At 71.4% G+C, this 19,737-nt stretch carries 18 protein-coding genes and 1 riboswitch; of the genes, 2 read left to right on the top strand and 16 right to left on the bottom strand.

Annotated elements, in window-relative coordinates:
* Positions 1-67: 67 nt before the first annotated feature.
* The 8 genes from ACZ601_RS01065 to bla all read right to left on the bottom strand — a co-directional run bounded on the left by ACZ601_RS01065 (position 68) and on the right by bla (position 8,242).
* Positions 68-1,003 carry a PfkB family carbohydrate kinase gene (locus ACZ601_RS01065; RefSeq protein WP_469531796.1) on the bottom strand — a complete coding sequence of 312 codons (936 nt, stop codon included), beginning with the start codon at positions 1,001-1,003 and terminating at the stop codon, positions 68-70.
* Positions 1,000-1,989 carry a zinc-dependent alcohol dehydrogenase family protein gene (locus ACZ601_RS01070; RefSeq protein WP_469531798.1) on the bottom strand — a complete coding sequence of 330 codons (990 nt, stop codon included), beginning with the start codon at positions 1,987-1,989 and terminating at the stop codon, positions 1,000-1,002. Before ACZ601_RS01070 ends, ACZ601_RS01065 begins: the two co-directional genes overlap by 4 nt.
* Complete coding sequence (locus ACZ601_RS01075; protein ID WP_469531800.1) at positions 1,986-2,879, bottom strand: carbohydrate ABC transporter permease; 894 nt, start codon at positions 2,877-2,879, stop codon at positions 1,986-1,988. Before ACZ601_RS01075 ends, ACZ601_RS01070 begins: the two co-directional genes overlap by 4 nt.
* Positions 2,876-3,859, bottom strand: coding sequence for a carbohydrate ABC transporter permease (locus ACZ601_RS01080; protein ID WP_469531801.1), 984 nt, complete (start codon positions 3,857-3,859; stop codon positions 2,876-2,878). Before ACZ601_RS01080 ends, ACZ601_RS01075 begins: the two co-directional genes overlap by 4 nt.
* Entirely contained in the window at positions 3,856-5,220 is a 1,365-nt protein-coding gene (locus ACZ601_RS01085) for an ABC transporter substrate-binding protein (protein ID WP_469531803.1), read from the bottom strand. Before ACZ601_RS01085 ends, ACZ601_RS01080 begins: the two co-directional genes overlap by 4 nt.
* A 107-nt stretch (positions 5,221-5,327) precedes the next feature.
* Positions 5,328-6,089 (bottom strand): DeoR/GlpR family DNA-binding transcription regulator, encoded by a 762-nt coding sequence (locus tag ACZ601_RS01090; protein WP_469531804.1) that lies wholly within the window; start codon positions 6,087-6,089, stop codon positions 5,328-5,330.
* 277 nt (positions 6,090-6,366) lie between these two features.
* Positions 6,367-7,242 (bottom strand): glycosyltransferase family 2 protein, encoded by an 876-nt coding sequence (locus ACZ601_RS01095; protein WP_469531806.1) that lies wholly within the window; start codon positions 7,240-7,242, stop codon positions 6,367-6,369.
* 70 nt (positions 7,243-7,312) lie between these two features.
* Positions 7,313-8,242 (bottom strand): class A beta-lactamase, encoded by a 930-nt coding sequence (gene bla / locus ACZ601_RS01100; RefSeq protein ID WP_469531808.1) that lies wholly within the window; start codon positions 8,240-8,242, stop codon positions 7,313-7,315.
* 132 nt (positions 8,243-8,374) lie between these two features.
* Between bla and ACZ601_RS01105 the strand changes: the two genes are divergently transcribed.
* Positions 8,375-9,247: a LysR family transcriptional regulator gene (locus ACZ601_RS01105; RefSeq protein WP_469531809.1), complete on the top strand. Its 873-nt coding sequence runs from the start codon at positions 8,375-8,377 to the stop codon at positions 9,245-9,247.
* Complete coding sequence (locus tag ACZ601_RS01110; RefSeq protein WP_469531810.1) at positions 9,244-10,158, top strand: serine hydrolase; 915 nt, start codon at positions 9,244-9,246, stop codon at positions 10,156-10,158. The genes ACZ601_RS01105 and ACZ601_RS01110 overlap by 4 nt, the downstream gene beginning before the upstream one ends.
* Before the next feature lie 12 nt (positions 10,159-10,170).
* Here ACZ601_RS01110 and ACZ601_RS01115 read toward each other — a convergent pair whose 3' ends face one another.
* The 8 genes from ACZ601_RS01115 to ACZ601_RS01150 all read right to left on the bottom strand — a co-directional run bounded on the left by ACZ601_RS01115 (position 10,171) and on the right by ACZ601_RS01150 (position 18,967).
* Positions 10,171-11,298: an MsnO8 family LLM class oxidoreductase gene (locus ACZ601_RS01115; protein WP_469531811.1), complete on the bottom strand. Its 1,128-nt coding sequence runs from the start codon at positions 11,296-11,298 to the stop codon at positions 10,171-10,173.
* Between the two features lie 14 nt (positions 11,299-11,312).
* Positions 11,313-12,404: an LLM class flavin-dependent oxidoreductase gene (locus ACZ601_RS01120; protein ID WP_469531813.1), complete on the bottom strand. Its 1,092-nt coding sequence runs from the start codon at positions 12,402-12,404 to the stop codon at positions 11,313-11,315.
* Positions 12,401-13,774, bottom strand: coding sequence for an NtaA/DmoA family FMN-dependent monooxygenase (locus tag ACZ601_RS01125; protein WP_469531814.1), 1,374 nt, complete (start codon positions 13,772-13,774; stop codon positions 12,401-12,403). Before ACZ601_RS01125 ends, ACZ601_RS01120 begins: the two co-directional genes overlap by 4 nt.
* Positions 13,775-13,792: 18 nt before the next feature.
* On the bottom strand, positions 13,793-15,013 hold the full coding sequence (locus tag ACZ601_RS01130; RefSeq protein WP_469531815.1) for an LLM class flavin-dependent oxidoreductase: 1,221 nt from the start codon (positions 15,011-15,013) through the stop codon (positions 13,793-13,795).
* A 113-nt stretch (positions 15,014-15,126) separates the two neighbouring features.
* On the bottom strand, positions 15,127-15,852 hold the full coding sequence (locus ACZ601_RS01135) for a GNAT family N-acetyltransferase (protein ID WP_469531817.1): 726 nt from the start codon (positions 15,850-15,852) through the stop codon (positions 15,127-15,129).
* 76 nt (positions 15,853-15,928) lie between these two features.
* On the bottom strand, positions 15,929-16,954 hold the full coding sequence (locus ACZ601_RS01140) for an ABC transporter substrate-binding protein (RefSeq protein WP_440578696.1): 1,026 nt from the start codon (positions 16,952-16,954) through the stop codon (positions 15,929-15,931).
* A gap of 160 nt (positions 16,955-17,114) precedes the next feature.
* Positions 17,115-17,966 (bottom strand): amino acid ABC transporter ATP-binding protein, encoded by an 852-nt coding sequence (locus tag ACZ601_RS01145; protein WP_469531818.1) that lies wholly within the window; start codon positions 17,964-17,966, stop codon positions 17,115-17,117.
* The gene (locus ACZ601_RS01150; protein ID WP_469531820.1) at positions 17,963-18,967 is read right to left on the bottom strand and encodes an amino acid ABC transporter permease; all 1,005 of its coding nucleotides are present in this window, start codon (positions 18,965-18,967) and stop codon (positions 17,963-17,965) included. Before ACZ601_RS01150 ends, ACZ601_RS01145 begins: the two co-directional genes overlap by 4 nt.
* 555 nt (positions 18,968-19,522) lie before the next feature.
* A riboswitch (SAM riboswitch) is annotated at positions 19,523-19,669 on the top strand.
* The last annotated feature ends 68 nt before the right edge of the window (positions 19,670-19,737 follow it).

Below are 19,737 nucleotides of genomic sequence, written 5' to 3' on the forward strand. Positions count from 1 at the left end.
GTGACGATCCGGAACGCCTGGAGCCCGAAGTGGGCCCCGCCCCCGAAGCGGGTCCGGAATTCCGCCCCTATCGCCACCCGGCCGCCGGCGGCCGCGACGGCTCCGTCCCGGACCGCGCGACCACGGAAGCCGCCACCCGCGAGGCGAACGTCAGCATCTGCGCGGCCCGGTCGCGCGACAGCCGTACGTCGCCGCCGTCGCGGAACGCCCCGGCCTCGCCCAGCCAGTTGAGCATCCCGGCCATGAACGCGTCACCCGCGCCGATCGTGTTGACCACCTCGACCCGCTCCGCGGGCACCGACGCCCGCTCCAGGCCCGGGGTGAACGCGGTGCTGCCCGCCGCACCCCGGGTGAGGACCACCAGCCGGTTCTCCCCGGCCAGCCGCTCGCAGGTCTCCTCCGGGGAAGCGCCCGGCCAGAGCAGGTTCACGTCCTCGTCGCTGACCTTGAGGATCCGGGCCCGCCCGCACAGCTCCCGCAGCCGGCGCGCGGCGGAGGCGTGGTCGAGCGTCCGGTCCTCGCGCACGTTCGGGTCGACCACCAGGACGGATTGTCCGGCCCCGGCGCGCGCGGTCGCGGCCACCGCCCCGGCGGCGGGCGCGACGACCGCGGCCAGCCCGCCCGCGTACACGGCGCCGAACCGGCCCACCTCCGCCGTACGGTCCGGCAGCCGGAAGGTGGCGGTGTCGTGCAGGTGGAAGTGGTAGCCGGTGCCGTCGGGGCCCGGGTCCGCCACGGCCAGTGCGGTGGGCAGCTCCGAGCGGGCGCACAGGTCGAGCCGGGTACCGGCGGAGACCAGCCGCTCCTCGATCAGCCGGGCGAATCCGTCGCCGCCGAGCCCGCCCGCGAACCAGCTGGGGGTGCCCAGCCGGGCCAGCCCGGCGGCGACGTTGGCGGGTGCGCCGCCGGGCTGGGCCCGGTGCGTCCGCGGATCGTCCGCGGACGGCACCAGGTCGATGAGGGCCTCGCCCATCACCAGAACGGCATCGGGACCACCGGTCACGGCTCGACCACGATCTTGCGGCCGAGGCCGGCCTTGAACCGCTCCAGGGCGTCGGGGTACTGCTCCAGCGGCAGTCGGTCGCTGATGAAGACCGCCGGGTCGATGACTCCCCCGGCGAACAGCGCGGCGGCACGCTCGTAGCTGTGCAGCACGGCCATCGAGCCGGTGATCGTGATCTCCTGGTTGTAGATCCGGTACGGCTCGATGACGGCTTTGGCCGCGTAGTCCGCGACGCCGAACTGGAGGAACGTGCCGCCCTTGGCGACCCGGCCGAGGCCGTCCTGGATGGCGCCCGCGTTCCCGGTGGCGTCGACGACGACGTCCCAGCCCCGTACCGTCTCCAGTTCGTCCGCGGCGGCGGCGGAGCGTGAGACGCCGAGCTTGACGGCGGTGGTGAGCCGGTCCGGGTTGACGTCCAGGATGTCGACGGAGGCGGCGCCGGTGCGTTTGGCGAGCTCCAGCATCATCAGGCCCATGGTGCCGGAGCCGTAGATGAGCACCTTGGCTCCCAGCGTGGAGCTGAGCACGTCGTAGCCGCGTACGGCGCAGGAGAGCGGTTCGATGAGCGCCGCGGTGGCCACGTCGACGTGGTCCGGGAGCTTCACGCAGTTCGCCACCGGGGCGACGGCGAACTCGGCGGCCCCGCCTGGCTTGCTGACCCCGATCGCGTTCCAGTTGTCGCAGAGGTTCCCGCGCCCGCTGCGGCAGTAGTGGCACTCGTGGCAGTGCAGCGACGGATCGACGGCGACCTTGTCCCCGACGGCGAGTTCGGTCACCTCCGAGCCGGTCTCCACGATCTCGCCGGCGAACTCGTGGCCCGGGATGATCGGCAGCGCGGGGGCGAACTCGCCCTGCAGGATGTGCAGATCGGTGCCGCAGAGTCCGCAGGCCCGGACGGCGACGACGACGTCGCGGGGGCCGGGGGTGGGGTCGGGGACGGTCTCGACCGACACCTTGCCGATGGACTCGATGATCGCAGCCCTCATTTGACAGCTCCAAGAGAAAGGCCCTGGACGAGTTTGTCCTGGGCGGCGAAACCGGCGGCGAGCACCGGCAGGGACACGACGACGGAGGCGGCGCACAGCTGGGCGAGGAAGAGCCCCTGGCTGGTGACGAGGCTCGTCAGGAAGACGGGTGCGGTCTGCGCCGTCACCCCGGTGAGCACCCGGGCGAAGAGCAGCTCGTTCCAGCTGAAGATGAAGCAGATGAGGGAGGTGGCCGCGATTCCGGGTGCGGCGACCGGCGCCACCACCCTGGTCAGCACGGTCGGCAGCCGGGCGCCGTCGACCTGGGCGGCCTCGATGATGGAGACCGGCACGTCCGCCAGGAAGGACTGCATCATCCATACCGCGATCGGCAGGTTCATCGACGTGTAGAGGATGACGAGGAACCAGATGTTGTCCAGCATTCCGGTGTTCTTGGCGAACAGGTACACCGGCAGCAGCCCCGCGACGACCGGCAGCATCTTCGTGGACAGGAAGAAGAACATCACGTCCGTCCACTTCTCCACTCGCTTGATGGAGAGCGCGTACGCGGCGGGAAGGGCCAGTACGAGCACGAAGAGCGTGGAGAAGACCGATGCGGTCACCGAGTTGATCAGCGGCGGCCAGGGACTCGCTCCGCCCCCGGCGCCGAAGAACACCCGGTAGCCGTCGAGGGTGAGGGGCGCGCCGAGCGACGGCGGATTGGTCGCGGCGTCGGCCTCCGAGTGGAAGGAGGTCAGCAGCATCCAGAGCGCGGGAGCGCAGAAGGCGATGCCGACGATCCAGGCGACCACGCCGAGGGCGGTGGAGCGCCGCCTGCCCCGGCGCGCCGTCCGCGGGTACTCCGTGCGGCCCGGCCAGGCGGTGGGCGTGGCGGTCAGGGTGCTGCTCATGTCCGGTTCGCCTCCTCGCTGAAGAGGGACGAGACCACGCGCAGGGCGAAGGTGGCGACGACGATGGTGCCGATCACCACGATCACGCCCGCGGCGGACGCCAGTCCGTATTCATGGGCTTGGTAGAAGGTCTGGTAGATCGTGTAGGGGAGGTTGGCCGTGCCGAGTCCGCCGGCGGTGATGGTGAACACCGCGTCGAAGTTCTGCACGATGTAGATCGAGCCGAGCAGTACGCCGAGTTCCAGGTAGCGGCGCAGGTGCGGCAGGGTCAGGAAGCAGAACATCTGCCAGGCGTTCGCGCCGTCCAGCCGGGCGGCCTCCATCTGTTCGGCGGACCGGCTCTGCAGACCGGCGAGCAGGATGAGCATCATGAACGGGGTCCACTGCCAGATGAGGGCGGTGGCGACCGCCGCCAGCGGCATGTCGGAGATCCAGTCGGGCTGTGCGGGGCTGTCGGCGCCGAACAGTCCGGTGAACCAGGCCCAGGCCCCGTTCAGCAGCCCGTACTCCGGGTTGTACAGGACGTGTTTCCACATCAGCGCCGCCGAGACGGGCACCAGCAGGAAGGGGGTGATCAGCAGGGTACGGACGAACCCCCGCCCGATGAACCTGCGGTCGAGGAGCAGGGCTAGCAGGAGTCCGAGCACCACGCTGACGATCACGACACCGGCGGTGAGCAGGACCGTGGTGACCACCGAGTCGCGCAGGCTCGGGTCGCTGAACACCTCTTTGTAGTTGGCGAACGCGGTGAAGGCACGCTGGTCGGGCGAGAGCGAGTTCCAGTCGAAGAACGAGACAACCACGGTTGCCACGAAGGGCAGTTGGGTGACGGCGATCAGGAAGACCAGGGCGGGGAGCAGTGGGGCGCGGGTGGCCCAGACGCGCGCCCGGCCGGGGGCCTTTCCGGTTCTGCGGGGCGGGGCGGCGTCATCCGGCGTGCCGGGCGGCGAGACGTCCGGGGTGGATACGGGGGCATTCACCGCTGCTCCTTGCCGACCTTTTCGGCGAGCGTCTGCGAGGTCTTGAGTGCGTCGGACACCGACTGGCGGCCGGCGATGGCGGCGCTGATCTCCTGCGAGACCTTGGTGCCGAGGTCGGTGAATTCCGGGATGTCGACGAACTGGATGCCGACGGTCGGCCTCGGCTGGGTGCCGGGGTCGCGGGGGTTCGCGCCGGCGATGGCCTGCCGGGTGACGCTCGCGAACGCGGCGGCGTCCTTCAGGTAGTCCTGGTTGGAGTAGGTGGAGGCGCGCTTGCCGGCGGGCACGTCGGGCCAGCCGACCTTCTCGCCGACGAGGTTCTCGTACCCCTTGCCGGAGGCCCAGGAGATGAACTTCCAGGCGCTGTCGGTCTTCTTGGAGGCCTTCTGCATGCCCCAGGCCCAGGTGTAGAGCCAGCCGGAGGTGTCGGTCTTCTCGACGGGCGCGGCCACGTATCCGACCTTGCCCCTGACCGGGGATCCGGCGGCCTCCAGTGATCCGGCGCCCGCGGTGGCGTCGTACCACATGGCCGTCTTGCCCTGCGTCATGTTGTTGAGGCACTCGGCGTAGCCGGACTGGGGCGCGCCCGCCTCACCGTGCTTCTTCACCAGGTCGACGTAGAACTGGACGGCCTTCTTGAACTCGGGTGTGTCGAGCTTCGCGTTCCAGTCCTTGTCGAACCAGGTACCGCCCATGGTGTTGACCACGGTGGTGAGCGGGGCGATGACCTCGCCCCAGCCCGGCAGACCGCGCAGGCAGATGCCCTTCATGCCGCTCCTGGCGCCGTCCGCCTTGGCCGCCAGGTCTGCGACCTGCTGCCAGGTGGGCTTGGCGGGCATCTTCAGGTTCTTCTCCGCGAAGACGTCCTTGCGGTACATGAGGAAGGACGACTCGCCGTAGAAGGGCTCCGCGTAGAGCTTACCGTCCTGCGCGGTGAGGGATTCCCGGAGCGGCTTGAGGATGTCGCCCTGGTCGAACGCCTTGTCCTTGGAGGCGTACGAGTCGAGGGGGTGCAGCCAGCCGTTCTTCGCGTAGAACGGCACCTCGAAGTTGCTGATGGTGGCCACGTCGTACTGGCCCGCCTGGTTGGAGAAGTCCTGGGTGATCTTGTCGCGTACGTCGTTCTCCGGCAGCACCGTGAAGTGGACCTTGATGCCGGTCTCCTTCGTGAAGTTGGCCGCGGTGAGCTTCTGCAGCTGGACCATCTGCGGGTTGTTCACCATGAGCACGTTGATCGACTCGCTGTCACCGGACGAGCTGCCGCCGCCGGCGCCGCTGCACCCGGCGAGCAGCGCCGTGAGGGCGGCGCCGGTACCCAGACGCACGCTCAGCCTGCTTCGGTGGTGCTGAAGGTGGAGCATGTGGTTCTCCTGATCACTCGTCATCGAGGGACTGCTCAGCTTGTAAGGTGCATGTCAGCCATGCCGGCTGACGGACGCGGGCGGCCGGGCCGTGCCGCGGGGGTGCGTCAGGCGCGGATGACCTGGGGGCCGAGACGCGAGTAGCGCTGCGCCTCCGCCGAGGCCAGACCCGTATCGGTGACGATCGACTCGAAGTCACCGACCTCGGCGAAGCGGCAGAAGCTGACGGCGCCGAACTTGGTGTGGATTCCGGCGAAGACCCGGCGCCGGCTGCTGCGCATGGCCTGGGCCTTCACCTCGCTCACGGCCGGGTCGGGCGTGGTCAGCCCGTACTCGCGGGAGATCCCGTTCGCTCCTACGTACGCCAGGTCGATGACGAATCCCGCGAGCATCCGGGTCGTCCAGTGGTCGACGGTGGCCATCGTGGAACCGCGCAGCCGGCCGCCGAGGAGCAGCACCGTGGTCTTCTCCGCGTCCGCGAGCGCGGTCGCCACGGCGAGGGACGCGGTGACCACGGTCAGGGAGCGGTCCCTGGGCAGTGCCTCGGCGACGAGCATGGGGGTGTAACCCTCGTCGACGAAGACCGTTTCCGCGTCGCCGAGGAGGTCGGCCGCGGCCGCCGCGATCCTGGACTTCTGGGGAACGAGACGGCTGGTACGGGCGGCCAGCGTCGTCTCGAAGCCCGCGCTCTCCACCGGGTAGGCGCCGCCGTGGGTGCGGCGTACCAGACCGTGTTCCTCCAGGATGTGCAGATCACGCCGGACGGTCTCCTTGGCCACCTGAAGCGTGCCGGCCAGTGCGGTGACGTCCACCGACCCTTCGCGTCTGGCAATCTTGAGGATCTCTCGTCGGCGCTCGTCGGTGTCCACGACACACTTCCCTGCGTTCGCTGCGACTCAGGCCCCGTTCGGGCTCATGAATCGTTTGTACAAGCAAGGGACCCGCGGCGACCAGGCTCTTCACCACCCCACCTGTGCCCGTTCGTGCCCGTTTCGCCGAGGCCGTATCGGCTGGTCAGGCCGCACGGACCGGCTGCCCCCGCCCGGACTCCTGCCCGATCAAGGCCCCGCGTGCGCCCGAACGGCGCCCGTGGCGGTCGGCACTCCCTCGCCGGGGCCCCTGGCCGCTGCCCGTTTCGGGGACGGTTCAGAGCACCGGCGGGCGGCCCAGCCGGGTCATGCGCCACACGGTGCGCCACTTCATCGGCTCGCGCGGACCGCACGGCGTCCGCAGCCCCTCGGCGAAACCGCCCCACCAGGCCCGCAGACCGGCGGCCGAGCGCATCCGTGCCATGGCCAGGGAGATCCAGACACCGAGATAGACGGGGACCAGCGGGACCGGGAGGCGCCGGCGCGCCAGCCACACCCGGTTGCGGGCGGTGAAGCGGTAGTGGGTGGCGTGCCGGGCCGGGGACGTCCTCGGATGCTGGAGAACGAGTCCGGGCTCGTACAGGATCGTCCAGCCCGCGTCGAGGGCGCGCCAGGCCAGGTCGGACTCCTCGTGCCCGAAGAAGAACTCCGCGGGCCAGTGGCCGATCCCGTCGAGCATCGGCATCGAGAAGGCGTGCCCGCCGCCGAGGAAGGCGGTCACCGGACCGCCCCGCATCGGGTCGTCGGCGCGCAGCCGGGGCACCCAGCGGCGCTCCGTCACCCCGTTCTCGTCGGCGACCCGGAAACCGACGATGCCGAGCCCGGGGTCGTCCGCGAACAGCCGCTGCACCCGGCGGAACACGTCGGGGGCGATGAGCAGGCCGTCGTCGTCCAGTTCGATGACCACGTCCACCTCTCCCGACTCGCTCAGCGCCCTGAGCCCGACGTTGCGGCCGCCGGGGCAGCCGAGGTTCTCCTCCAGCGGGATCCTGGTCACGTCCGCCGTGATGCCGGTGAGAGGCGTCGCGTTGCCGACCAGGACCACTCTCGCCGCGGGCACGTCCTGCTTCTCCACCGAGGCCAGCAGGGCGGCCAGCTCAATGGGGCGAGTGCCCATCGTGACGATGACAACTCCGAGGCGCGGCAATGGCATGGCGGTCTGCTCCAGCGGTTGGTGAGGATGCTGATGCTAGCGCCGGGCCGAGCAGGACGCGGACGGCTGGTTACCCGAGCGCTCCGAGGGCGTCGAGCGCGACCTTCGCGGCACCGGCGATGAGGGCGTCGTCGCGTTCGGCGTCCTTGGCGTCGCGGCGGGAGAGGACGGCCAGGGTGATCGGGGCGGCGCCGCCGGGGGGCCAGATGACGGCGATGTCGTTGCGGGTGCCGTAGCCGCCCGTGCCCGTCTTGTCGCCCACCTGCCAGTGGTCCGGCACACCCGCGCGGATGGTGTGGTCGCCCGTGGTGTTGCGCCGGAGCAGGTCGGTCAGTACGGCCCGCTTGTCCGAGGGGAGGGTGTCGCCGAGCACGTACGCGCGCAGCCCGGTGGCGAGGGCGCGGGGTGTGCTGGTGTCGCGGGGGTCGCCGGGGGTGGCGTCGCTGAGCGCGGTCTCGTAGCGGTCGCACCGGGTGACGTCGTCACCGAGCGCGCGGAGGGCGTCCTGGAGGGCGCGGGGGGAACCCAGCTCGTGGAAGAGGAGGTTGGCGGCGGTGTTGTCGCTGTACCGGATGGCCGCGTCGGACAGCTCGCGCAGGGTCATCCCGGTGGCGACGTGCCGCTCGGTGACCGGTGAGGCGCTGACGAGATCGTCGTGGCCGTAGCGCACGAGCCGGTCCATCTGCCGGAGCGAGTTCTTGTCCAGTACGGCGCCGACGAGCAGCGCCTTGCAGGTGGAGGCGTAGGCGAATCGCTCATCGGGCCGGTGGGTGACGGTCCGGCCGCTGCCCGTGTCGAGCGTGTGGACGCCGAGGCGGGCGTCGAACTTCCGCTCCAGTGCGCGGAAGGCCTGTTCGGTACGGGGATCGGCCGGGGCAGAGGATGGAGCGGGCCCGGACGGTTTCGGTGAGGCCTCCGGGCCGCTCGCGCAGCCGACGAGCGGGAGGGCGGCGAGGCCGGTGAGAACGGCACGGCGGGACAGCGAAGTTCGAGTGTGCATGGCATACGGGCTTTCTGTTCCGATGGGACGTGTCTGTCCCGAATTCAAGTCCGCCGCCGCACCACATGTCGAATACCATCTCGGCATTGAGCTCATTCACATGCCATATCACCGCATGCCAGGAGGTACGGAGTGCTCACCGAACGGCACCTGGAAATCTTCGTCGCCCTGGCGGAGGAGGAACACTTCGGTGCCGCCGCCCAGCGTGTGGGCATGACCCAGCCGCCGCTGTCGCAGGGTCTGCGCAGACTGGAGGCGCTGCTCGGGGTCCGGCTGTTCGACCGTGAGCGGGGGGTGTTCCTCACCGAGGAGGGTGCCCTGCTGCTTCCGCACGCCCGCCGCGCCCTGGCCGCGTTCGCGGAGCTCCGCGAGACCGGCGCCCGTCAGCGGGCGGACGGCCGGCGGCTGCGGATCGGGCTGGCCCCTGAGGTACCGGCGCCGCTGGCCGCGGAGGTGGCGGCGGCGCCGGTCCGGGCGGGCGAGCGCGCCAGGATCGGCTTGGTGACGGCGTCAACGTCCGCGCTGCTCGGTGACGTCGCGGCCGGAAGGGTCGACATCGCCGTGATCCGGCACCCGTCCGTGCTGCACGGCCTCGCCGCGGGCCGGGTGATCCTGCTGCCGACCTGGGTGCTGTCCCCCGCCGGGGTCCGCGAACCCGGTGGGACGACGACGTCACGGCTTCCCGTCGCGGTGCGCCCGCGTGCCGAAGCGCCCGCGGCCCATGACCTGTTCATCGACACCCTGGCCAGCCGGGGCCGCCGGGTGGACACGGTGGTGGTGTCCGACGAACGCGCCGGGCTCGCCCTCGTGGCGGCGGGTCAGGCGGTGCTCGTCACGGCGGACGACGCGCTGACGGCGTCCGGTGTGGAGCGCCGCACGGCGACGGACCCGCCGCTCCCCCTGCGGCTGCGGGTGGCCTGGGATCCTCGGCGCCCGGGTGCGCGGGAGACCGCCGGGACGGCGCGGCTTCTGGAGGACGCCCTGGCCCGGAAGGTGGCACCGTGAGCCGGCCCCGGCACGGCGGTGGCGTGGAGCGCGCCATCCGCGAGATGTTCGACGACGCGGGCGTCCGGGGCTGGCTGCACGTGGCGGAACTGCACCGCCCCTCGGCCCGTGTGGTCATCGAGCCCGGCGAACAGCTGCCGCTGGGCTCGGTCTACAAGGTGCCGCTGATGGCCGCCTTCTGCCGCCTCGCGGACACGGGGCGGCTCGACCCGCGCCACCGGGTGACCCTGGAGTCCGCCGACCGGGTCCCCGGTCCGACCGGCATCTCCGTCCTGCACGACCCCGTCACCATGTCACTGCGCGATCTGGTGACGCTGATGATGACCGTCTCCGACAACACCGCGGCCGCCGCCGTCCTGCGGGCGGTCGGCGCCGATGCGGTCGACGCCTTCTGCCGGGACCTTGGCATGCCGGACACCCGTATCCACGGTGGTGTCGTCGCCACGTTCAGCAGGCTCGTCGCGGAGACGGGCGCGCCGTCGCTGGACGCGGCCCTGGCCCAGGTGGCGGACAACGACACCGTGGCGCCGGCGGGTGTGTACGACCCGGCCTTCAAGGCGTCCGGCACACCGGCGGACATGGCCCGGCTCCTGCGGGCGATCTGGACGGATGAGGCCGCTTCCGCCGAAGGCTGCGCGTTCATGCGCGAGGTCATGCGCGGGCAGCCGTGGACACACCGGCTCGCCTCCGGCTTTCCCTACGACGACGTCACCGTCTACGGCAAGACCGGCACCTTCGGCTCGCTCCGCCACGAAGCCGGCGTCGTCGAACTCGCGGACGGCAGCACCTACACCGCGGTGGTGTTCACCCAGGCGGCCAGGGCCGACAGCAGGCTGCCGCGCGCCGACGCCGTGATCGGCGCCGCCGCGCGGGCCGCGGTGGAGGAGCTACGGGGGCATCAGGTCACCTGACGGCGCCGGCTCTCACCTCTTGCCCCACTCCTGCGCCAGCAGCTCGTACGACCGCACCCGGTCCGCGTGTCCGTGGGTGATCGTGGTGATCAGCAACTCATCGGCACCGGTGGCTTCCTGAAGTTCCGCCAGCCGGCCGGCGACCCGGTCCGGGGAGCCGACGAACTGGGTGTCGAGGCGGTCCTGGACCAGGGCACGGTCGGCGTCCGTCCAGATGTGGGCGCGGGCCTCGTCCGGCGTGGGGAACTCGATGGCGCCCTCGGCCGCACGGATGCTGCGGACCCAGGCACCGTAACCGGTGGCCAGTTCGCGGGCGGTCTCGTCGTCCTCGGCGACCACGACGTCGGCGGACACGCTGACGTAGGGCTCGGCGAGGACGCCGGAGGGCCGGAACGCGGCACGGTACCCCTCTGTCGCCTCCAGCACGGTGGCGGGGCTGACGTGGTAGTTGGCCGCGAACCGCAGCCCGGCCCGGCCCGCGACCTGGGCGCTCTGCCCGCCGCTGCTGCCCAGGATCCACAGCTCCACCTCTGCACCCTCCCCCGGGACGGCATGGGCCTCGATGCCGTCCTGCGAACGGTAGGTGCCCGCCAGCAGGGCCATGATGTCGTCGATCTGCTCGCCGTAGTCCTGCGATTCGGCGTGCGGCTGCTGGAGCAGCTTGCGCTGGAGCGCGATACGGGGCGAGCCGAGCAGGTGCTCGAAGGAGAAGCGGGGCGGGATGCGCAGGCCGTTGGGCGTGCGCCCGTCGACCACCGGGGTCGCGGACGGCCGCGGGGCGGCGGACCCGCCGGGCGGGCGTCCGCCGGAGCGTCCGAGGCCCAGGTCGAGCCGGCCGGGATGCAGCGCGTCGATCAGGCCGAACTCCTCGACCGTGGAAAGGGCGGTGCGGTGGCCGAGCTGGACGGCGCCCGCTCCGAGCCGGATGGACGTGGTCGCGGAGGCCGTGAGGGCGAGGACGACCGCGGGCGAGGTACCGGCCACGCCGGGGTTGAGGTGGTGCTCGGCGAACCAGTACCGGGCGTAACCGAGGCTCTCGGCCCGCCGCGCCAGGTCGATGGAGTTGCGGAGCGCCTCGGAGGCGGTGGACCCGGAGGCGACCGGGACCAGGTCGAGGACCCCGAGGGGAATGTCGGACATGACGCGAGGACTCCTCAGCGGTCGGCGGGAACGGGTTCTGGTGCGGGCCCGGCGAGGACGGGGCCCCAGGCGAACGGCGGATCGGGGATCTCCCGGCGCAGCACGGGTGCGACGTCCGACTGGAAGAGCGCGAGCGAGTCCCGGTGCTGAGCATCCGTCAGGCCGCCCGCGTCCGCGTGCAGATGAAGGACCGTGTGGCCGAACTGCTCGTGGTAGCGGTGCACCTTCTCGATGATCTGCTGCGGACTGCCGATCAGCGCCGAGCTGCGCTCCACGAAGTCCTCCAGAGTGGTGAACACCGGTTCCAGGCCCAGCTGTTTCTGGAAGGCGAGGTTCCCCTCGAACACCGGCCGGTAGGCGGCGAGCGCCTCCTGCGAGGTATGGGCCGCGTAGATGCCGGCCGTTCCCGCGCCCACCGCGATGTCCGCCGGATCGTGGCCGTGGTGCTCCCAGCGCTCACGGTAGTAGCGGATCAACTCGGCGTAGGGATCGATGGTGTTGGTGACGTTGGCGGAGAAGAGCGGATCGCCGTAGCGGGCGGCGAGGTCGACCGACTCCCTGCTGGTCGCGCTGCCGTGCCAGACCCGGACCGGCTGCTGAAGCGGTCGGGGCCAGACCTCGGCGTCCTTGAGTTCCGGGCGGAAGCGGGTGGCGGCGGTGACCCTGTCCTGGCGCCAGAGCTGCCGGAACACCTCGTAGCTCTCGGCGTTGCGGTCCCACTGGTCCTCCGGGGTGACCTGGAACAGGTCCCGCTGGGCGGCGCCGTTGCCCTTGCCGATGATGAGTTCGAGCCGTCCGCCGGAGAGGTGGTCCAGCGTCGCGTAGTCCTCGTAGGCGCGCACCGGGTCCAGGAGGCTGAGCGTGGTGACGGCCGTGAACAGCCGGATCCGGGAGGTGAGGGCGGCTATGTGGCTGAGTACGACCGGTGGCGAGGAGGAGATGAAGGGCCGCTCGTGCCGCTCCCCCACGCCGAAGCCGTCGAAGCCCAGCTCCTCCGCGAGGAGCGCGTTGTCGAGCACTTCGTGGAAGCGGTCGCTGGTCGGCTTCCGCACGCCGGTCACGGGGTGCGGGCCGTGCACGATCAGGGTGATGGCGAGGAACTTCATGACGCCTCACGCCCCTCGCGGGCGTCGTCGGGGTGGTCGAGGCCGAGGTGGTCGCGCAGGGTGGTGCCCTCGTACTCCGTCCGGTACACGCCCCGTTCCTGGAGCAGCGGGACGACCAGGTCGGTGAACGCGTCAAGGCCGCCCGGAGTGATGTGCGGGGCGAGGATGAAGCCGTCGGAGACGTCGGCCTGGACGAAGTCGTTGATCGTGGTGGCGACGGTGGCCGGGGAGCCGACGAAGGCCTGGCGGTTCCCGGTCTCGATGACCAGGTCGCGGATGGACCACTTGTTGGCCTCCGCGCGTTCCCGCCACTCCCGGGCGACGGCCGACGGGTCGCGGTACATCCGTACCTGGGCGCGGCCGCGGGCGACGGTGTGCTCGCCCGGGTCGGGGTCGATGTCGGGGAGGGGGCCGTCCGGGTCGTAACCGGACAGGTCCCGGTTCCAGACGAATTCGAGGTGCTTGATGGCGGTGGCGCCGCTGACCTGGCTGCGGCGTACCTCGCGGGCCTGTTCCTCCGCTTCGGCGTCGGTGTCGCCGAGGACGAAGGTGGCCGCCGGGAGGATCAGCAGCTGGTCGGGCCGGCGGCCGTACCGGGCGAGGCGGCCCTTGACGTCCGCGTAGAAGGCCTGCCCCTCCTTGAGGGTGGCGTACCGGCTGAAGATCGCGTCCGCGCTCGACGCGGCGAAGTCACGGCCCTCCTCGGAGTCGCCCGCCTGGAAGATCACCGGCCGTCCCTGCGGGGAGCGCGGCACGTTGAACTGTCCCTCGATGTCGAAGTGCTGCCCCTTGTGCACGAAGGCGCCGGCCTTCGCGTCGCTGAGGAACGTGCCCGTCTGCCGGTCGGCGACGATCTCGTCCCCGTGCCAGGAGTCGAAGAGTTCGTTCGTGGTGGCCAGGAACTCCTTGGCCCGGGAGTAGCGCTCCTGCTGCGGCAGGAAGCCGCCGCGCCGGAAGTTCTCACCGGTGAAGGCGTCCCAGGAGGTGACCACGTTCCAGGCGGCGCGTCCGCCGGAGAGGTGGTCGAGGCTGGCGAACTGGCGGGCCACCTCGTAGGGCTCGTTGAAGGTCGAGTTGATCGTCCCGGTCAGGCCCAGGTGTTCGGTGACGGCGGCGAGCGCCGCGAGGACGGTGAATGTGTCGGGCCGCCCCACGACGTCCAAGTCGTAGATCTCGCCGCCCTGTTCGCGCAGACGCAGTCCTTCGGCGAGGAAGAGGAAGTCGAACTTCGCGCGCTCGGAGGTCCGGGCGAAGTGCGCGAAGGAGCTGAACTCGATGTGGCTGCCGGCCTCCGGATCACTCCACACGGTGGTGTTGTTGACTCCGGGGAAATGGGCCGCGAGATGGATCTGCTTGAGGGGCTTGCTCATGGTCGGTGTCCTTCCGGCTCAGGCGGTCGCGGTGGCGGCGTAGCGGTTGGCGGGGCGGTTGAGCCCCAGCAGTCCGCGCAGGGTCTCGGCCTCGTACTGCCGGCGGAAGGCGTTACGGCGCTGGAGCTCGGGGACCAGGCCCCGGGTGATCGCCGGGAGGTCGTGGCCGGCCACGGCGGGGCGCAGCCGGAACCCGGTCAGCCCTGCGGCCGCCAGGTCCTGGAGCAGATCGGCGAGCCCGGCGGGCGTTCCGGTGAAGACCGGGGCGTCGCTGGTGTACGGCTCGCCGGCGAGCTCGTCCAGGCGCTCCCTGCGGGCGGCGGCCGTCGCGGGGTCGTCGTCCAGGAAGACCACCAGGTCGCCGAAGATGTGCACGGTCTCTTCGGCGCGTCCGGCCGCTGCCTGTTCGGTGCGGATCTCCTCGACGACGGCACGGGCCTCGCCGGCGTCGTGCGGGGTGACGTAGCCGATGTCGGCGGAGCGGGCCACCAGCCGGTACGGGACGGTGGCGTGCGCGAGGGCGCTGACGATCGGCTGGCCCTGGGGCGGCCGGGGCGTGATCGAGGGGCCCTTGACCCGGAAGTGCGTGCCCTCGAAGTCGATGTAGTGCAGCTTCGCGCGGTCGATGAAGCGTCCGGTGGTGACGTCCCGGATCTCGGCGTCGTCCTCCCAGCTGTCCCAGAGCCGTCGCACGACCTCGACGTAGTCGGCGGCCTCGTCGAACAGGCCGTTCACCAGCTCCTGCCCGGCGGGCGTCCGGTAGTCCTCGACGCCGAACGGCGGGAAGGTCCGGCGGCCGAAGTGCGCGGCCTCGTGCGCTCGGGCCGTGACCTGGAGGCGCAGGCCCGCGCGCCCGGTGCTCACGTAGTCGAGGGTGGCGATGGCCTTGGAGATGTGGAACGGCTCCGTGTGCGTGGCGACCACCGTCGGGACCACCCCGATGTGCCGGGTCAGCGGGGCGACCCGCGCCGCGATGAGGACCGCGTCCAGCCGTCCGCGGACCTGGTCGGTGCGCCCGTCGGGCTCGGTGTGGGACGAGGACTGGAGGCCGAGCGCGTCCTCGATGGTCACGAAGTCGAGCAGTCCGCGTTCGGCCTCGGCGACGAGCTCGGTCCAGTAGGCGGCGGTGAGGAGTTCACCGGGGCGGGCGACGGGTTCGCGCCAGGCGGCGGGGTGCCAGCCCGCGCCGTCCAGGGCCACGGCGAGGCGCAGGGAAGGGGAAGAGGGTGAAGAGGACACGGGATCGGTGCCTTCCTGATCGACCGGACGATGAAGCCGGCCCCGGTACGGGGCGGCTGCGAGGGCAACAGGTCAGGGCCGACAGAGTGCGCCGGCGACGCGCAGGAGGTGCCTCACCTTCGCTCCCCCGGGGCTCGGACGAGCAGGAACCGGGTGCGGCGGCGCAGGGTGAATCCGATCGACTCGTAGAGCCGGATCGCTCGGGTGTTGCTCGCTGCCGCGTGGAGGAAGGGGGTGTCGCCGCGCTCCCTGACGCCCGCCGCGACCGCGCGCACCAGCCGGGTGGCGAGGCCCCGGCCGCGGTGGTCCGGGTGGGTGCAGACGGCGCTGATCTCCGTCCAGCCCGGCGGGTGCAGGCGCTCTCCGGCGAGGGCGATCAGCCGCCCGTGGTCCCGGATGCCCAGGTAGTCGCCCAGTTCGATGGTGCGGGGCAGGAAGGGGCCCGGCTCCGTGAGGGCGATCAGGTCGAGGATCTCGGGCACGTCGGCGGGCCCCAGCTGTTCCGCCTCGGGTGCGGGTTCGGCGTACAGGGCGGTGTCGACCAGCTGGACGCCGTCGCCGCCGCGTTCGACGGTCCAGCCGTCGGGGACCGTGCGCGCCCCGGAGACCGGGGTGACGACGCCGGGTCCGACCAGGGCGGCCAGATCGTCCCAGGCCCGCGGGTCGGCGGGGTCCTCCAGGGCGCTGAACGGTGAGATGTCCGTGGGGTAGCGGGCGGCCCGGCCGACACGCTCGGCGAGGTGGGCGTGCGGACCGGTCAGCGCGGCCCAGGCGGCGTTGTCCAGGATGTGCGGCGGTACCGCTCTCGATGGCGGGGCGTGATGGACGCTGGTGGACATGGTGGCGCGGGGTCTCCGTATCTGGGGCATGGGCGGGAGGTGTCCGGATCCGGCCGGAGCGGGGCGCGGGCGCGGGTCAGGAGTTGTCGAGCGGCAGTCCGGGCGGGTCGACCAGGGAGGACGGCACAGCCTCGTTGGAGAGGTTCCAGGCGGCGAGCCACTTGGCGTACTGGCCGTTCTCGATCAGGTGGTTGATCGCGTCGGCGAGCGGCTTCGCGAGTCCGCTGTCCTTCTTCGCGGTTGCCGCGATCAGCCCCTGGAGGGTCGCGCCCGCGCCGGAGAACTTGCCCGCGTTACGGGTCGGGTTGGGGGTCTTCGAGGTCTGCGTGATGTGGTACGCGATGCCGGGGTTGGGCCCGAAGGAGAGGTCGATCTTCCCGCTGGCCAGTGCCAGGGCCGTGGCGTTGTTGTCCTGGTAGTACTTGACGTCGAGCTTGCGGCCCTGCTTCGCCAGCTTCGCCTTCCACTCCAGCAGGATCCGCTCCTGATTGGTGCCGGCGCTGACGGCGACGGTCCGCCCGGCCAGGTTCCGGTAGTCGCCGTCGAAGTTCCAGGTGTTCTTCTTCAGCGCCTCGAAGGCGAGGTTGTCCTGCCGGTAGGAGGCGAACTCGTACTTCTTCTTGCGCTCCTCGGTGTCGGTGACGTTCGACAGGGCCACGTCGACCTTGCCGCTGTCGATGCCGACGAACATGTTCTCCCAGGTCGAGTTCTTCAGCTCGGGCTCCAGCCCGAGGACCGCCGCGACCAGCCGGCCGAGATCGGGTTCGGCGCCGGTGAGGGTCTTCTGGTCCTCACCCACGTACGCGAGAGGCGGGAATCCGGCGGGCAGCGCGCCCACGCCGATCACCAGCTTGCCGCGATCGGCCACCGGCTTGGGCAGTTCGGCGCTGATCGACTTCACCTCCGGCACCTTGAGTTCGGTCTCCTCGGCGGCGCCGTTGGAGAGCGCGCCGACGGTGACCGTTCCGGCCGGCGCACTGTCGGTCCTGGTCGCGGCGTCGCCGTCACCGCCGCACGCGGCGAGACCGGCGGCGAGCGAGGCGAACGCGGCGGAGGCGGCGACACCTCGGCGGAGTCTGCTGCGGAGGATGGGGGTGCGCATGGTGGCTGTCCTTGTCGGGTGCGGTGAGGGTGTACGGAGACGAGGGGGCACGCCGGACGCGGACCGGCGGGCGGAGGGGAGGGACGGGCGGCGGGCGGAACGGGTGGCGGGTGGAACGGGCGACGGTTGGAACGGGCGGCGGTTGGAACAGTCGGCGGGATCAGAGCACCTTGCTCAGGAAGTCCCTGGTCCGCTCGTGCCTCGGGTGGTCGAGCACCTGCTCGGGCGGGCCCTGTTCGACGATCCGGCCGCCGTCCATGAAGACCACCCGGTCGGCGACCTCGCGGGCGAAGCCGATCTCGTGCGTGACGACCAGCAGGGTGGTGCCGCTGCCGGCCAGGTCCTTGATCACGGCCAGTACCTCGCCGACGAGTTCGGGGTCGAGCGCGGAGGTCGGCTCGTCGAAGAGGATGACCCCGGGCCGCAGGGCGAGGGCTCGGGCGATGGCCACGCGCTGCTGCTGCCCGCCGGACAGCTGGCGCGGATAGGCGGCCGCCCGGTCCCCGAGTCCCACCCGGTCGAGCAGATCGCGGGCCAGCTCCCGGGACTCCGGCTTGGTGAGTTTCCCGGTCGCGACCGGGGCGGCAGCCACGTTGTCCAGCACGGTGAGGTGCGGGAAGAGGTTGAAGTTCTGGAAGACGAACCCGATCCGGCCGCGCTGCGCCAGGATGGCGCGCTCGCTCAGCTCCTTGAGACGCCCCCGGTGCCTGCGTACGCCGATCAGCTCGCCGTTCACACTGACATGACCGATCTCGGGCTTCTCCAGGTGGTTGATCACCCGCAGGAGGGTGGACTTCCCTGAGCCGGACGGTCCGAGGACGACCGTGACCTCCCCGGGACGCACGGTCAGCGCCACACCTTCCAGGACGCGCTGGGAGCCGTACCACTTGTGCACATCGTGCACCTCGACCGCGGCGGGGCGCGCCGGGGGCGCCGCGACCGCGCCGGCCTGACCCGGTGTCCCGGCGGGCTCGGCCGCTTCCGCTGTTCCGGTCGTCGTCTCCGCGGTCATATCGCTGTCTCCTTCCGGACCCGTGCCCGCAGATCACCCAGTCCGGTCCGCAGCCTCTGCAGCGGCGTGGGCGGCAGGGTGCGCAGCGCGCCCCGCGAGTAGTACCGCTCGACGTAGAACTGGATGACGGACACCACGCTGGTGAGGATCAGGTACCAGGCGGTGGCGACCAGCAGCAGCGGCACGATGTCGCCGGGGTAGGTGCTGCCCATGCTCTGTACGGAGCCGAACAGATCGAGCAGCGAGACGTAGAAGACCAGTGAGGTGCCCTTGATCAGGCCGATCAGCTGGTTGACGTAGTTCGGGGTGATCGAGCGCAGGGCCTGCGGGAAGACGATCTTCGCGAACCGGTACCGCTTCGGGAGGCCGAGGGCGGCTGCCGCCTCGTGCTGGCCCTGGTCGACGGAGAGGATGCCGCCGCGCACCACTTCGGAGGCGTACGCCGCCTCGTTCAGGCTGAGACCGATGACGGCGACGGCCATGTCGGTGGCCAGGCGTGATTCGTCGAAGCTGAAGAACGCCGGGCCGAACGGCACTCCCACGCTCAGCGTCCGGTAGAGCGCGCTGAAGTTGTAGAGGAACAGCAGGATCACGATCAGCGGGACCGACCGGAACAGCCAGGTGTAGACCCAGCTGACCGCGCGCAGCACAGGGCTCGGGGAGAGCCGGGCCAGGGCCAGCAGCACGCCGCCGAGCAGCCCCAGAACGGCGCTGAACAGGGCGACTTCGAGCGTGACGAGCAGGCCGTCGAGGATGGTGGGCCGCAGGAACCAGTACCGGAACCGGTCCCACTGGTAGAAGGGATTGGCCACCAGGCCGTGGACGATCTGGGCGACCAGTACCAGCACGACGACGGTGACGATCCAGCGGCCGGGCCGCAGGAGTGGGCGGACCCGCTGCGGGACCGGCGGCTTCGGCACGACGGGTGGCCCGGGGCGGGGGGCCGCCTCGGCGGGCGGCGCTGACCCTGGGGACACAGCTACGCCGGGGGATTCACTCACGGAGGGCTCCAGCGGATGCGGACGGCCCGGACCACGGACGGCAGCGCCTCACCACGCCGGTCGTCGGGAACGACGCGGCGGGGCGCGGGCAGCACGGCGCGGAGCAGGGGGCCGGGCGGGGAGGGGACGCACCGCGGCAGCGGTGGACGTCAGGGAGTCAGAGGGCCGTCAGCCTTGACGAAGAGCGCGACAAGCGGCGGTACACAGCGCGCTGTTGACACGCTGGAGGTCGACGGAGCGGTCCGCGCAGAGCAGGACGCGGCCTCGGGACCGCCAGGCAGCCATCCCCTCAGCTGCGTGCATCGCTCTCACCGTCACCGATCCGCCCCGCGGGGCCTCGCGCCTGCCGGACACCGTCCGGTCCTCAACTGCGGCACCCCGCGGTGTGCTGGGGCGCCGGCCGGCGGGCCGGGGCGTATCGCCGCTACCCGGAGCCGTTCCGCGCCGCAAGTTATGCATGGGCCGACAGGAATGTCAACGCGGGTGACCAACAGGCGAGATGGCCCCTGTGGCCTCCTTGACGGCGTCACCCGGCGCACCGAAACTGACGTGGACGGTCACGATTGTCAGCGCCCCCGTGCGGGATCCGTCCTGCTCACGGGGTTCATCGGCCCCGGCCCGCTGGCAGGCAACCCTTCCACCGCGACGGGGTGCCCCGGGTGACGACCGGGTCCCGCCGGTGTGGCGGGGCAAGCGTGGCCCCGCGTCTCGCGGGCCCCGGAGTCGGGACGGGTGGGTTTTGTCCAGGAACGGCTTGACGAGGCGCCTGC

Source organism: Streptomyces sp. NPDC104307 (assembly GCF_055584045.1).